The organism is Oceanobacillus piezotolerans (genome assembly GCF_003665065.1).
In the GTDB taxonomy this organism is placed as follows: domain Bacteria; phylum Bacillota; class Bacilli; order Bacillales; family Amphibacillaceae; genus Oceanobacillus; species Oceanobacillus piezotolerans.
The window spans coordinates 37557-52419 of sequence record NZ_RCHR01000009.1; the positions used below are offsets into that span (position 1 = coordinate 37557).

General features: G+C 35.7%; 14 protein-coding genes and 1 riboswitch. Of the genes, 9 read left to right on the plus strand and 5 right to left on the minus strand.

Going from position 1 to position 14863, the window contains the following annotated elements; all coding sequences use genetic code 11:
• Positions 1-76 precede the first annotated feature (76 nt).
• The 5 genes from D8M04_RS17955 to nagB all read left to right on the plus strand — a co-directional run bounded on the left by D8M04_RS17955 (position 77) and on the right by nagB (position 3668).
• The gene (locus tag D8M04_RS17955) at positions 77-877 is read left to right on the plus strand and encodes an SDR family oxidoreductase (protein WP_121524791.1); all 801 of its coding nucleotides are present in this window, start codon (positions 77-79) and stop codon (positions 875-877) included.
• A gap of 103 nt (positions 878-980) precedes the next feature.
• Positions 981-1661 (plus strand): transaldolase family protein, encoded by a 681-nt coding sequence (locus tag D8M04_RS17960; RefSeq protein ID WP_121524792.1) that lies wholly within the window; start codon positions 981-983, stop codon positions 1659-1661.
• 35 nt (positions 1662-1696) lie between these two features.
• Complete coding sequence (locus tag D8M04_RS20750) at positions 1697-1876, plus strand: putative PEP-binding protein (RefSeq protein ID WP_121524793.1); 180 nt, start codon at positions 1697-1699, stop codon at positions 1874-1876.
• A 249-nt stretch (positions 1877-2125) separates the two neighbouring features.
• Positions 2126-2776, plus strand: coding sequence for an HAD family hydrolase (locus tag D8M04_RS17970; RefSeq protein WP_121524832.1), 651 nt, complete (start codon positions 2126-2128; stop codon positions 2774-2776).
• 157 nt (positions 2777-2933) lie between these two features.
• Positions 2934-3668: a glucosamine-6-phosphate deaminase gene (gene nagB / locus D8M04_RS17975; RefSeq protein ID WP_187695466.1), complete on the plus strand. Its 735-nt coding sequence runs from the start codon at positions 2934-2936 to the stop codon at positions 3666-3668.
• 202 nt (positions 3669-3870) lie between these two features.
• Here the strand turns inward: nagB and D8M04_RS17980 are convergent, their stop codons facing one another.
• The 4 genes from D8M04_RS17980 to D8M04_RS17995 all read right to left on the minus strand — a co-directional run bounded on the left by D8M04_RS17980 (position 3871) and on the right by D8M04_RS17995 (position 9542).
• Positions 3871-4137 (minus strand): phosphocarrier protein HPr, encoded by a 267-nt coding sequence (locus tag D8M04_RS17980; RefSeq protein WP_121524795.1) that lies wholly within the window; start codon positions 4135-4137, stop codon positions 3871-3873.
• A gap of 72 nt (positions 4138-4209) precedes the next feature.
• The gene (gene ptsG / locus D8M04_RS17985) at positions 4210-6219 is read right to left on the minus strand and encodes a glucose-specific PTS transporter subunit IIBC (RefSeq protein WP_121524796.1); all 2010 of its coding nucleotides are present in this window, start codon (positions 6217-6219) and stop codon (positions 4210-4212) included.
• Positions 6220-6462: 243 nt separating this feature from the next.
• On the minus strand, positions 6463-7299 hold the full coding sequence (gene glcT, locus D8M04_RS17990) for a glucose PTS transporter transcription antiterminator GlcT (protein ID WP_121524797.1): 837 nt from the start codon (positions 7297-7299) through the stop codon (positions 6463-6465).
• Between the two features lie 551 nt (positions 7300-7850).
• The gene (locus tag D8M04_RS17995; protein ID WP_121524798.1) at positions 7851-9542 is read right to left on the minus strand and encodes a methyl-accepting chemotaxis protein; all 1692 of its coding nucleotides are present in this window, start codon (positions 9540-9542) and stop codon (positions 7851-7853) included.
• Between the two features lie 168 nt (positions 9543-9710).
• Positions 9711-9796: riboswitch (cyclic di-GMP riboswitch) on the minus strand.
• 444 nt (positions 9797-10240) lie between these two features.
• Here D8M04_RS17995 and D8M04_RS18000 point away from each other — a divergent pair.
• From D8M04_RS18000 to D8M04_RS18015, 4 genes are all read left to right on the plus strand, one after another.
• Entirely contained in the window at positions 10241-10882 is a 642-nt protein-coding gene (locus D8M04_RS18000) for a GntR family transcriptional regulator (protein WP_121524799.1), read from the plus strand.
• A 157-nt stretch (positions 10883-11039) separates the two neighbouring features.
• Positions 11040-12317: an MFS transporter gene (locus D8M04_RS20070; protein ID WP_158595155.1), complete on the plus strand. Its 1278-nt coding sequence runs from the start codon at positions 11040-11042 to the stop codon at positions 12315-12317.
• Positions 12317-13408 carry an Ldh family oxidoreductase gene (locus D8M04_RS18010; protein ID WP_121524800.1) on the plus strand — a complete coding sequence of 364 codons (1092 nt, stop codon included), beginning with the start codon at positions 12317-12319 and terminating at the stop codon, positions 13406-13408. The genes D8M04_RS20070 and D8M04_RS18010 overlap by 1 nt, the downstream gene beginning before the upstream one ends.
• Before the next feature lie 31 nt (positions 13409-13439).
• Positions 13440-14348 carry a fumarylacetoacetate hydrolase family protein gene (locus D8M04_RS18015; RefSeq protein ID WP_121524801.1) on the plus strand — a complete coding sequence of 303 codons (909 nt, stop codon included), beginning with the start codon at positions 13440-13442 and terminating at the stop codon, positions 14346-14348.
• A 196-nt stretch (positions 14349-14544) separates the two neighbouring features.
• Here D8M04_RS18015 and D8M04_RS18020 read toward each other — a convergent pair whose 3' ends face one another.
• A complete protein-coding gene (locus D8M04_RS18020) occupies positions 14545-14694 on the minus strand; it encodes a YfhE family protein (RefSeq protein ID WP_121524802.1) in 150 nt (49 codons plus the stop codon).
• Positions 14695-14863 lie beyond the last annotated feature (169 nt).

Here is a 14863-nt window from a genome sequence, read left to right on the forward strand (position 1 = left end):
TCACGACTTCTTTATAAAAATTCAATCATGCATGTTAATTGAACTGCAAATAAATTAAAAGATTGGGGTAATAACATTGAGTAAATCATGGACGGATTTAGAAGGTAAAGTAGTAATCGTAACCGGAGGAGATTCTGGAATTGGCAGTCATATTACCGAAACACTTCAACAAAATGGTGCTAATGTAGTAGTTGCCGATTTAAACGTTGGAACAGAAGAGAAAGCAGCGAATCTATATACTGTACAAACTGATGTAACCAATAAAGCAAGTGTTGAAAACATGGTTCGCCTAACTGTAGAAAAGTATGGCCACGTTGATGCACTCGTTAATAATGCTGGGGTGAACCTCCCCCGTCTTTTGGTTGATGTCAAAGGTGAAAAACCAGAATATGAAATTGATGAGAAGGCATTTGACTTTATGGTAAATGTGAACCAAAAAGGGCCATTTTTATGTGCACAGGCTGTTACAAGACAATTTGTAAAACAAAATGGTGGTGTCATCGTCAATGTAACTTCGGAAGCTGGTATGGAAGGTTCTGCTGGACAAAGTGTTTACTCTGCAACAAAGGGCGCTTTAAATGGGTTTACAAGATCATGGGCGAAAGAGCTTGGCAAACACAATATCCGCGTGGTAGGGGTTGCACCAGGAATTAACGAAAAAACTGGTTTAACAACTGACGCTTACAATGAGGCATTAGCTTACACAAGAAATGTTAAAGTAGAAGACTTAGAGAGCAATTATACTAGTTCCATACCTTTAGGTCGTGTTGGAAAGCTAGATGAAATTGCTGACTTAGTAACTTATTTAGTATCTGACCACTCCACTTACATTACAGGAACAACCATAAACATTTCAGGTGGTAAATCAAGAGGTTAATTTAAATATTCAATAAAGGTTCCCAAATGTTTCTTAATATGGCGACACTTGGATTCCGCTATTTATTTACTATTAAAACAACAGCCTGAAAGGTGGCAGCAATATGAAGCTATATATAGATTCAGCAAACATAGAAAGCATTAGCTGGTTAAATGAATATTACCCTATTGCTGGAGTAACAACGAACCCTTCCATACTAGTTAAAGAAGAAAAACCTTACTTAGAAGTGTTAAAAGAAATTCGCTCTATCATTGGAAATGATAAAGAATTATTTGTTCAAGCATTAGGCGATAAAGCGGAAGAAATTTTAGATGAAGCTCGATTTATAACAAATGAACTTTCTGGAAATTTGATTGTAAAAGTTCCTGTAACCGAAGAAGGAATTAAAGCTATTAAACTACTAACTGCAGAAAATATACCTTCCCTAGCAACTACAGTTTATACGGCGTTTCAAGCATTAATTGCAGCGAAGTCTGGTGCGAAATATGTTGCACCATATGTCAATCGCATTGATAATTTATCGGGAAATGGTGGCCTGGTTGTAAAAGAAATCTCGGAGCTTTTCACTGCGTATGGTTTATCATGTGAAATTTTAGCAGCTAGCTTCAAAAATCTACAACAAGTGCATGATGTTTGCCTAGCGGGCGCTGAAGCTGTTACTGTAGCTCCTGATATCATTGAAAGTATGGTTGCATTTCCATCAACTGCGTCAGATGTCGTAGATTTTAAAAGACAATGGGTAAACGCCTTCGGTGAGAATAGGACGAACTTAACTAACACCTGAATTGAGGTCTGAGGAGATAGAGGCTGATAATCCTGATGAACAAGATATTGAACCTTGTAAATAACGTAATTAAAGCTGTATCATGTGAAGGGGAATGGGTTGGTATTTGTAGAGAAAGGGCTGGAGACTCAATCGCGATTCTTATCTTATTTGGCCTACCTAAGTTTGATGAGTGTAGCAAGATTGCAAGATCTATCCTGACAGCCCGCACATAGATAACTGGTTTGCTTAAAGAAAAATTAACATCAATTAAGAGAAGCGTTTTCCATGGGTACTACTGATAAGGTATTGCAGTTTAAACAAAAAAACTGAAAAGAATCCATGAGAAAATAGCTTAGATCTCTGTTGAAACATAGGTATTTGTTATATAAGGTTACTTAGTTTCACTTTCTCTTCTTCAGGGAATATTTTTTAAGGTGGGTAACTAAATAGAAATAATATAATTTTTATTGAAAGGAAAAAGAATGATTAAAGCAGTGATATTTGACTTTGACGGTCTTATTTTAGATACGGAGACACCCTGGTATGAAGCATATAAAGAAGTGTTAAGGACAAATTACAAATATGATTTGCTTCTTGAAGATTTCGTCAAATGTGTTGGTTCGAGTGATACAATATTGTTCAATTATCTAAAAGAACAACTAGAGAATGACGTTGATTTAAATGATATTAGCTTAAAAGCGAAAGCCATTCATTCTGAGAAAATAAAGGAAATCAATGCACGAGATGGCGTAGAGGACTACTTAAAGGAAGCTACTGAACTAGGGCTTAAAATTGTATTGGCCTCAAGTTCTACCAAAGAGTGGGTAACAAGCCATTTAACAAAACTTAATTTTATCTCGTATTTCGACCATCTTATTACTCAAGATGATGTAGAAAATGTAAAGCCATCCTCAGATTTATTCTTAAAAGCTATCGATGTTCTAAAAGTAGACCCAAGTGAAGCAATTGTATTTGAAGATTCGCTGAATGGATTAATTGCAGCTCAAAAGGCGGATTTGAGAACAATTATTGTACCAAACCAAGTAACGGAAAAACTTCCCTTTGAAAACTATCACTTGAAAATTAACTCTATGAAGGATATGAGTTTACAAAAGCTTTTAGAAACACTTTAATGTATTATTAAGTTAGTTAATTCATTGTTAGACAATGAATTACATAGATACTGTAACGACTAAAATACCATACAAACGGTATTTTAGTCGTTGACGAGCATAACAAATAAATCTAAACTATTTGTTGTGGCGCATATTTATACGAAGGAGAATAGTGATGGAAATCATCAAAGTAAAAGATTACGATGCAATGAGCGAAAAAGCATGTGAATTTTTAGCAGAAAGAATCAATCGTCTTGAAAATCCTGTATTAGGACTAGCAACAGGCTCTACTCCTGAAGGTCTATATAAACGATTGATAGAAAAGTATAATAATAAGGAAGTATCATTCAAACAAGTTAAATCATTTAATTTAGACGAATATGTTGGTTTAGAGAAAGATGATCCAAACAGTTATTACTTTTTTATGAAAGACAAGCTATTTGATCATGTGGACATCTCCCTTGAAAATGTCCGCGTACCAAATGGGGTTGCACCTGATTTGAACCAAGAATGTGAAGCACACGACGAAGCAATCAAAGCTGCTGGTGGCATCGATGTTCAGCTGCTTGGAATCGGTGGAAATGGACATATTGGTTTTAATGAGCCTGGAACTCCATTTACAAGCAAAACTCAGGTTGTTGATTTAGAGGAATCGACTATTCAAGCGAACTCTCGATTCTTTAACTCCATTGAAGAGGTGCCAACTCAAGCCATTTCAATGGGAATTGACACCATTATGAGCAGTAAGGAAATCCTTTTACTTGTTTCAGGTGAAAACAAAGCTGACGCACTAAATAAATTAATCAATGGCGAAGTAACAGAAGAGCTGCCAGCATCTGTGCTACAGAACCATCCAAATGTAACCATTATTGCGGATGAAGCAGCATTGTCTGTTGCGAGTGGAAAATAAATAAATAACGAATTTAAGCGTACGGGGATTGTCCTGTGCGCTTGTTTTATTTTATATTGGGGATATCTTCATAAAGAATACCAATTTTGATGCTTTGATTTATTATCTAATAAAAAAAGGAGATCATTCTACTACAAGAATGATCTCCTCCTAAGCGTACTCTCAGTATGCGTCCATAATTTATTGCCCTACAGAATCCGAGTTACTCTCCTAGCCCTGTATTTTTCATGGTTTCTGTAATTTTTTCAATTGCTTCGTTTTCATCGGAACCAGATGCAGTAATTTTAATCACAGCTCCTTGTGTAATTCCAAGTGACATAACCCCCATGATGGACTTCAAGTTAACTGATTTTCCGTTGTATTCTATATTTACTTCAGATTCAACATCAGATACAGCCTGTACCAAACCTGTTGCTGGACGTGCATGAATTCCAGCTTGATCCGTAATTGTAAATTGTTTTTCTACCATTTTTCTAACCTCTTTTTTCATGAATTTTTGTTAAAAATAATTTCCCAGCAGTAAATTATTGCTGGTGATGTTTTACATAATTTTATCGCCAATTTCTACTTGGCCATTCTTTTTCAATGAGATTTCTTGACCATCTGTTAAGTTTGTAAATACTACTGGTGTAACGGTTGATTTAGCATGTTTCTCAATGTAGTCCAAATCAGCTTTTAATAGGGGCTGCCCAGCTTCTACTATAGCGCCTTCCTCTATTAACATTTCAAACCCTTCACCTTTTAGATTTACTGTATCGAGACCAACGTGAATCAAAATTTCTTTTCCGCCTTCTGACATGATACCAATGGCATGTTTAGTCGGGAATATGTTGATAATTTTCCCGTTGACAGGTGCGACAACTACACCATCAGATGGCTTGATAGCGAAACCATCGCCCATCATTTTACCTGCAAATACTTCATCCGGTACTTCGGTGATGGGAATAATCTCTCCGTTCATTGGTGCTACGATGTCTTCGTCCTTTTTCACAGAAACTTGTCCTTCTTCTTTTTTCGGCTCTGTTTCATTAGTGCGAGGTTTCTTACCAGAAATAATATCCTGCATTTGGCTTTTAATGGTGTCTGAACGAGGTCCAAATATCGCTTGGATATTGTCACCCACTTCAAGAACTCCTGCCGCCCCAAGGTTCTTCAATTCCTCTTTATCTACACTATCAATATCATTGACAGAAACACGAAGTCGAGTAATACATGCATCTAAGTGTGCAATGTTTTCTTGACCACCCATTGCTTGAAGCACATTATAAGGAAGATCATCACTGTTTGTTGCTTCATGGTTTTCTCCCTCTTTACTTTCTTCGCGACCAGGTGTCATTAAATCAAATTTCTTAATGAAGAATCGGAACAATACATAATAAATAACTGCAAAGACGAGTCCCACAGGAATTACTAACCACCATGGTTCCTGTCCAGGCAGGATGCCAAATAGTGCAAAGTCTATTGCTCCACCTGAGAAAGTATATCCGATATTCACACTTAAGAAAGTCATCAACATAAAGGATAAACCATCCAGTACTGCATGCAAGAAGAATAACAATGGTGAAACGAACATAAATGAAAACTCAAGTGGTTCCGTAATACCTGTTAAGAATGAAGTTAAGGCTCCAGAGGCAAGTAACCCGGCAACTAGTTTTTTTCTTTCTGGTCTTGCAGCGTGATACATCGCAAGTGCAGCTGCTGGTAAACCAAACATCATAATCGGAAATTCCCCAGCCATAAAGTTACCAGCTGTAATTTCGACACCGTCTTTTAATTGGGCAAAGAAAATGGTCATATCCCCACGAACAATTTCGCCAGCCGCTGTTGTATAAGATCCAAATTCATACCAAAACGGTGCATGGAAAATATGATGCAGTCCAAACGGAATAAGTAAACGCTTAATAAAGCCAAAGAAAAATACTGCTAAATATGTTCCTTCCTCGATTAACCAATATGATGCTGAATTCATCGCATCTTGAATAGGTGGCCAAATAATTAACAATACAAGACCAGCAATAAAGGATACTGCTGCAGTCATAATTGGTACAAAACGCTTCCCAGCGAAGAATCCTAAGAATGATGGCATTTCAATAGCATGGTAGCGGTTATAACAAAATGCAGCGATTAAACCAACAATAATCCCGCCAAATACACCAGTTTGTAACGTCGGAATCCCTAAAACGTTTGCAAAACCTGGGTCATTTTGGATCATTTCTGAACTAACGCCGATCCATGATCCCATTACCTGATTTAAAACAAGGTAACCTACAAGTGCTGCAAGAGCTGCTGCACCATCACCAGCTAAACCGATTGCTACCCCAACGGCAAAGATAAGTGCCAAGTTGCTAAATACAATACCCCCAGCATCTTCCATTACCGTCGCAGCTAATTGAATCCAATCAGCATTTAAAAATGGCAGATAATTTAACATGGTTTCCTGCTGGGCGGCATTACCTATTCCCAGTAATAGACCAGCTGCTGGCAACAATGCTACCGGCAGCATTAAAGCCTTTCCAATCTTTTGAAGTACACCAAAAGCTTGTTTAAACATATAAATCCCCTTTCCAATTATTAGCAACAAAACATTAGAAAACTTGACATTCGAGAAGCCTTTGGGCGAATGTCTTAGTTGCACTTATGCAGATAAAAAAAGTATATACATTTTTATCTACCAAAAAAGACATGAGCAGAGGACATGAAAAGACATAGTAAGGGTAATTAAACCCAAAATATCTATTTCATGTTATTTTCTCTACTCATGCCTGATCGAATCAGTAACACGTATGAAAATGTATTATTCAAATTTATTGTTTAGACGCTGCAGATGCATGGTTAAATACACTGCTTCCGCCTCATATACTTCTTTTTTTAGTGTTTGTTGCATTATTTTAATTAGCTTCCAAGAAAGATTATAACACGTTGGATATTCCATTTTCAACAGATTTCTTATTTTTACTGGTTCTTCGACATATTCCCCATTTAAGACGCGGTCAATTGTATAACGTAAATGTCTAATTAAACGAATATAATTGATGCTTTCTTGAGAGATTTTAATCTGGAGTTGATCTTCAATGACCTCGATTAATTTAGATATTAACGTGGAATACTTATTGATATCAGAAATGGATTTATCAGAAATCGCACTGTGAACGTGAAGGGCAATAAATCCAATTTCTCCTTCCGGCAATTGAATATCTAGTGACTGGTTAATAAATTCTACCACATCTTCCCCTATTTCATATTCAACAGGGTAAAGCGCTTTCGTTTCTATTAAAAAAGGATTCTTTATTTCCAGCCCTTTCATTAACCTTGTTACAGCAAAAAGAATATGATCCGTTAAAGCAACATGTACTTGTTCATTCAAGATGGCGTTGGATCTATTTCGAATGATGGCAATGGCATCAATGATGGTTTTCAATAACGTTTCATCCATTTGAGGGAGCAACTTTATATAATTCTGACGCTCTTTTTCATTACGAAGGACGAATAACTTTTCTACCAAATCATTGGAGATAGATTCCCCTTTTTTCCGGTTAAACCCTATCCCTTTACCTATTAAAATAACTTCTTCTTCAAGACCATCCTCTGCAATCAGTACATTATTATTTAAAACCTTTTTCACACAAAACATACTATCTATCTCCTTAATACTTAAAGAAGTTGAAGTTCTACTTTTGACAACAAAATATAACAATATTATACCGTTCCGTCAAATAAGCAGGTGCATCTATGGTAGCAAATGGAGATAAGCCAGGCCAAATTTTCTAATACACCATTATATATTCTCTGATATCTATTATCATAGCATATTTTGATAGGAATGATGGACTTTGTATTTATCATTTGGTCTCTTATTGGAAGAAAGACCCGATCCCTTGTACCTATTATACCTCTGTGCATGATGTATACGGTATTCCAACTGATATTATAGTGGAAAACATTTATCTGCCGGACGACCGAGGGTTGCTAGGAATGGATTCTGTGAATGATTATACGATTTCCTTGAATTAAGAAAGGGATCCTTTGACAATAGGGATAGAATTTAACTGATATTCTATGATTGAAAAATAGAAGAGAAAAAGTAACCTTCCTACACACGGCAGTGTAAGGATAGGTTACTTTTATTGTGTATTATATCGATTATTGGTTTTATGAAGTGAGTAAGCTATCGTATTAGTTCACTTATAACTTAAACTGCCCTATCAACCCATTCAGTTCCTCTGCTAAACCAGCCAATTCTTCCGCACTTCCGGCTATTTCTTCCATTGAAATGCTAGACTGCTGTGAGGATGCAGAAGTTTGTTCAATCCCTGCTGCAGATTCTTCAGATATAGCTGCAATCTCTTGAATAGAACTATTCATCTCCTGACTGCTTGCCGTAAAGTTAGAGAGATTACCAGTGATAAAGTTGATATTATCTGCCATCTTTTTCATAGACTCATTAATCCCATTAAACGTTGTACCAGTCAGTTTTATCTGATCCGTTCCTTTTTCAACTTCCTGATATCCACTTTGTAAGGACTCAGTGACGACCTTTACTTCATTTTGAATAGAATTAACGATATGTGTAATATCAGTTACAGAAGTAGCTACTTGTTCTGCTAGTTTCCTTACCTCGTCAGCAACAACAGCAAAGCCTCGGCCATGTTCTCCTGCTCTAGCTGCTTCAATGGCAGCATTTAATGCTAATAGATTGGTTTGTTCTGCTACATCCCGAATGACAAATACCAATTTAGAAATCTCCTGTGAATGTACTTCCAAACCTTGTACTTTATTTACTGATTCTTGGACAATAGAATCAATATTTTCCATTTGATTCATGGAAGTATTCATTAATTGTCTACCTTCATTTGTCATTTCTAATACTCGAACAGATTCTGTTTGCATCTGGTCACCGTTTTCACTTACTTCTTCTATTTGTTGCGTGAAGCCTACCATCATAGACGATAATTCCGTTGTACTGCTAGCTTGCGTTGCTGATCCCGTCGCTAATTCATCCATTGTAACGGAGATCTGTTCTGAACCTGTTTTGGCCTCCCTAGCTGATTGAGACAATTCTTCACTATATATTGTTACGGTATTGGATACATCATGGATTTTCATCATGAGATTGCGAATGTTTTCCTTCATTTTATTTGTTGAAGTAACAAGCTGAGCAACTTCATCACGAGAGTTTGTTTGTAGTGGGGGGCTGTTTAATTCTCCGTTAGCTATTGCTTTCATTTGGTTCATAACATTGCGAATAGGTCTTGTAATAGATTCAGAAGTAAAAATAGCTAAAATAATCCCTAAAACAATGGCAATGATAGCTGCGACCATTCCTGTAAAGTTCATGGATTGTCCACTCTCAAATATCTCTTGGGTTAACTTCTGAATAGCTGTTTCCCGTTCATTAGCTAGGTTAGTAAATTCCTCGATTAACTCTTCGTTAAGTGGTTTAACTTGGTCTTCCAGCAAATCCATTGCTTTTTCTTCATTCCCATTTTCGATCTCTTCTACTACCTGGTTTGCTAATTCACCATATTCCACTCTTTTATCGATTAATTCATTTATTTGCTTCGAATTATCTATTTTTAAAATCTCATCTTTTAATGCAATACTTGCCTCTGAAGCCTCGAAATATTCATCCCGATAACTGGCATCTCTTTCTACTAAATAACCGCGCAATAGGCTCGTTTTTTCCGACATATCTAAAGCCAGTTCCTCACCGACAATAAGCAACGATTGTTGTTCCTTTAGATCTTTTAAATTATTAGTGATTTTATTGGTTGAATAAATATTAATTGCACTTAATAAAACAACAAAAAGGATTACGATTGAAAACCCAAGTAGGATTTTGGTTTTCACACTCTTGAAGTTGAATAGTTTTCTCATGATTTATCTGCTCCTCTTCTGGATTGTTCCATTTATCGCAGGCTAACTGACTAAAGCTCCCACTGAGTGAAGTTTCACTCTATTAATCGAACGATGATATGTACTTTGTCGTGAATCCAACATAAAAAAGCTACTCGATGATAGGGGAAAAGCTCCAAGCAAATATATCTTGGCAACCAGGCTATCGTAGTTTATAAAACTTAGACCCTATAGCTTTGTTTCCCGCCATTTCAGGTATTATCCTTTTTTCTTAGATTATAAATATTTAATGAGTGGGATGTCTTTATACCTAAGTATTTTTACCTATTAAAGCCACAAGTTACATATTATTCCTTTTGGGGGTTTAATGCAATCATTATGTCTAACGAATTTGTTACTGTTTTGTTAGAAATTGACTATTAAAAGTTTAATAGTTCATTCTTAATAACTATATTTAATACGCTCTTTGGGATATTGCACTTTTCAAGTGGGTTTGTTTATTCAATAATGATGTAGATGCAAGAAAAATAGAAGAAAACTAAAATGAAAAAAAGTAGCAACTGTACTAACTCTCAATCTCTAATCTCAATATTAAAATTAAACTAGCTGTTGTAATTCTAAATTATCCATGATAGGATATTATATATAATATATGCGACAGAACTTTCAGTCAATTTAATGTATGCGTATATTAATCTTCTCATAAGGAGGTGAAAAATTTGCTCAACGTTATGCCTAAACCATTAAAGTCTCAAGCTGTTGAATCTATTAGAAATGCAATAATACAGGGAGTATTAAAAAATGATGAAATGATTACGGAGAAACTGGTCAAGGAGAAATTTGGCATCAGCAGAACTCCTTTTCGAGAAGCTATTCAATTACTCGAGGCACAGGGGTGGGTTTATACTGTTCCTTATACAGGGACCTACGTAAAGCCAATTACAATGACGGATATTGACGAGGTATTTGAAATGCGGTCAATTATAGAATCATCGATTGTGAGATTCTTACAAGAGAGGAAAATCTCTATCGACGAATTAAAGCTGGTTATGAAAAACATGGAAGACCGGATGGAGGATTTCTCGGATTATGAGTTTATGCAAGAAGACCAAGCATTCCACTACAAGTTATATGAACTTACTAATAACAAAAGGCTAATTTCTGTTTATAACCAGGTTTCAGACATGATGTTGAGAATTGGTGTTAATGTTTTGTATAAAAAGGAGCGTAGACTAGAAGTCATTAAAGAACATAATGATATTGTTAAAGGCTTAGAAAATGGTACAGGAGACAAGGAAATTATTACCCATTTGGAAAAGACAAAGAAAACATTTATAAGTGTTTACGAAAATATGAAATAAAAAATAAAAAAAGCTAAAGTAACTGTGACACCAGTTACATTTAGCTAAAGAAACATACTTAAATATATCATACCATAAATAACTATTTTCATAAATTAAATCCTCTAGTTACAGCTTAAAATGCAAGCGTATTCAATGTTAGAGAGGACGAGCTAAAATGAAAAAAACAAATCTAAGATGGCTAGTGGTTATGTTACTATTTTTAGCTACTTCCATTAATTATATGGATCGGGCTGTATTAGGTGTATCTGGCCCAAGTATGATGAAAGATTTAAATTTATCTGAAGTTCAATTTGGATTGTTAGGGTCTGCGTTTTTCTGGACCTATGCACTTATGCAAATTCCTGTAGGTAGAATTGTAGACAAAGTTGGTCCGAAAGTAACCTATGGAGTTGCTGTAGCGTGGTGGTCGATTTGTACAATATTAACAGCAACAGGTCGTTCAATCGGGTTTCTAGTCGGTATTCGTGCATTAATGGGAATAGGGGAATCACCAGCATTTCCTACAAATACACGGGTTATTCAAGATTGGCTACCTTCAAAGGAACGTGGAATAGCGAATGGAATTTTCACAATGGGTATTGCAGTGGGAGCGGGGCTCACTACCCCATTAATCGCTTTAATAGTTGAAAACCTTGGTTGGCAAGCTGCATTTATTATTACGGGTGCAATCGGGTTAATCTGGATACCCATTTGGCTAATATTTTTTAAGGACGATCCTGCAGAAAGTAAAATGGATTCTCAAGAATTGGAATATATTAGGTCAAATGAAGAAACTGTAACCGATGCCAATAAAAGCAATGTGAAATGGTATGAACTTTTAAAAGAGAAAAACATTTGGTGTTGTATGTACGGACTTTTTGCACAAAACTATCTGCTTTACATGATGTTAACCTGGTTGCCTACTTATTTGGTAGTAGAGCGTAACATGACACTATTAAATGCGGGGTTCAATTCTATTTTACCGTGGATATTTGCTTCAATTGGAGCAATTGTTGGTGGTTTGCTTTCTGATAGATTAATTAGAAGAGGATGGAAAGCAATTGAATCTAGAAAAATTATTATGACCATAGGCATGCTTTTATCCTTGGCTATTATTCCAGGTGCTTTTGTAACAAATATTAATCTTGCTATTACTTTTATTTCAATATCTTTAGGTGGAATGATGTTTGCTAATAGTGGAACTTGGGCTATATTAGCCGATATTGCTCCAAAAGGAACGGTAGGGACACTTGCTGGATTACAGAACTTTGTAGGGAACATAGCTGGTTGGATAGCGCCGATACTTACAGGTTTTCTTGTATCTACGATGGGTAGTTTTGTTTCTGCACTTGTCATTTCAGGAGTTATTGGTGGAATTGCAGCTCTTGTTTATTTCTTTATATTGAAAGACCGTAGTACTACAACTTATAAAAACAATACGGGAGTGATTTGATGACAGTAAAGAAATATAATCATAAGCAAATCAATAAAATAGTCCAATATATTTTGAAAAGTAACGGTTTATCGGAAGAGGATGTGCGGACGGTTTCCAACTCACTTATTGCAGCAGACTTAAGAGGAGTAAATAGCCATGGGATTTTAAGATTACCGATTTATGTAAAACGAATAAAGAACGGTAAAATTAAATTCAATCCAGAGATAAGACACATAAAGGAAACCAATGCTACTCTAGTTTTAGATGGTGATCATGGCCTTGGTCAGGTTGTTTCTCAAAAGGCTGTTAATGAATTAATTGAAAAGGCATCTAACTCGAATATCGCAGCTGTTACGGTAAGAAATAGTAATCATTATGGCGCAGCAGCTTATTGGTCATCACAACTTGCTAATGAAAATATGATTGGACTTTCAGTTAGTAACGTTGAGCCCTTGATGCCACCTCCAGGAGGAGCGGCTGCAAGAGTTGGGAATAATCCTATTTCCTTTACGATTCCTGCAGGAGAAAAACCACCAATTGTGTTAGATATGGCAACAAGCGTTGTTCCATTAGGGAAAATCCTAAATGCACAAAGTAAAAATGAAAGTATACCAGAAGGCTGGGCAGTTAATTCAAATGGTAATCCAACGACAGATCCAAATGAAGTTGTAAATGGAGGCTCATTATTTCCAGTTGGAGGACCGAAAGGGTATGGTTTATCAATTGTGATTGATGTATTATCTGCCTTACTAAGTAATGGAGCGGTAGGAGAAGAAATACATTCCATGTACCAAGAAATTGATAAGCATAATAATATCAGTCACTTCTTCCTAGGTATTAAAATTGAAGCATTTATGGAAATTGCGAAATTTAAAACTTTAGTTGATCAATACATTGATTATATCAAGCTCACGCCACTTGCCCAAAACACTAAAGAGATTTATTTACCTGGAGAAATTGAGCACCTAAATTATCTTTCAAACCAAGAAAGAGGTATAACTGTACCTGATAATCTGATCGCTGAATTGATTGATCTAGCGAAAGAGTTTGGATTAGAGCAATCATTAATTGAAGAATATACAAAGCCTCAAGATGAATTAGTTAAGTAATACTAGAAAATATAAGGGAGAGAAATGATAAATGAAACTATTGCACATTTTGAAAGAAGGAAAAATAAGGTTAGCAGTATCAACAAATAATGGGGTTCTCGACATAGTAGAAACAGGACAGGCTTATCAAGTGCAAGTACCATATACATTAAAACAACTAATTTCCCAAGAAGATGGTTTAGAAACCATTGAAGACATTATAGAGAGAGCAAGTAAAAATAATCCTGAATTATTTACCCCCGAAGAACAAATAGAGTACGGACCTAGTGTGAATGATCCGGAAAAAATTATTTGTATCGGTCTAAATTATATCGATCATGCGGAAGAATCCAAAATGGATATTCCTAAAGAACCAATCGTTTTTAGTAAGTTTAACAATTCCCTTGCAGCTCATAATCAAGCCGTAGCACTACCTGAAATCGCTACAAAATATGATTATGAAGCAGAACTAGTAATCATCATCGGCAAAGAAGGAAGTAATATACCAGAAGATGAGGCACACAGATATATCTTTGGTTACACGGTAGGAAATGACCTCTCAGCAAGAGATCTTCAATTCAAAAGTGGGCAATGGTTGATAGGAAAAACTTTGAATGATTTTGCTCCTGTAGGACCGTATGTAGTCCCATCATCAGTCATTAAAGATCCACACAATTTAAACATTGAGTGTCATGTAAACGGCGAAACAAGACAAAAAGCAAACACAAAAGATATGATATTTAACTGTTACACTATTATTAGTTATCTATCGAAATATGTAACCCTTAAACCTGGAGATGTAATCTTTTCAGGGACTCCTGATGGTGTGATTTTAGGTTATCCTGAAGAAAAACAGGATTGGTTAACTCCAGAGGATGAGATTGTGGTTACCATTGAAAATATTGGGACTTTGTCTAATAAACTAGTGAGATCAAAACATAAAGTTGCTTTGGAAAAATAATAAACTATTTATATTAGAATTTATCTCAGGTTAACTGGATGTTACCTCCACAATGAAAAGATTTCGAACTGAGTTATAGCTAGCGTTAGATTTACTAACTTAATGTTGCTAAGTGCAAGAAAGGCACCTCAACTCTATTATTAGAGTTGAGATGCCTTTCCTCATTCTTTAAAAGGGGTAATAAGATTTTAATAGATTAAGAATCTCGGTTATTGGCCTCTCTTGCTTTGGACTTACGATACCCTCCAGCAATATCAGCTTTTTTAAATTCCTTGGTGTAGTGTACTTCCTGTGCATCTGAAAGCTGTAAATTTTTTGTTGGTTGATATTGTTGATTTCCTCTCAATGAAAGCCATCCTTTCTATTCTATAAAAGATAGTTATAATACTTATATACCCTTGTGCTAGGAAGGTTAAACAACGATGAAATTGTAGGGGGGTTACATTTATATGTAAATAAAAGAAGAGCTCTCATTAACTATGAGAACTCTTCTAGTGGTTCAAATCACGCTCCAA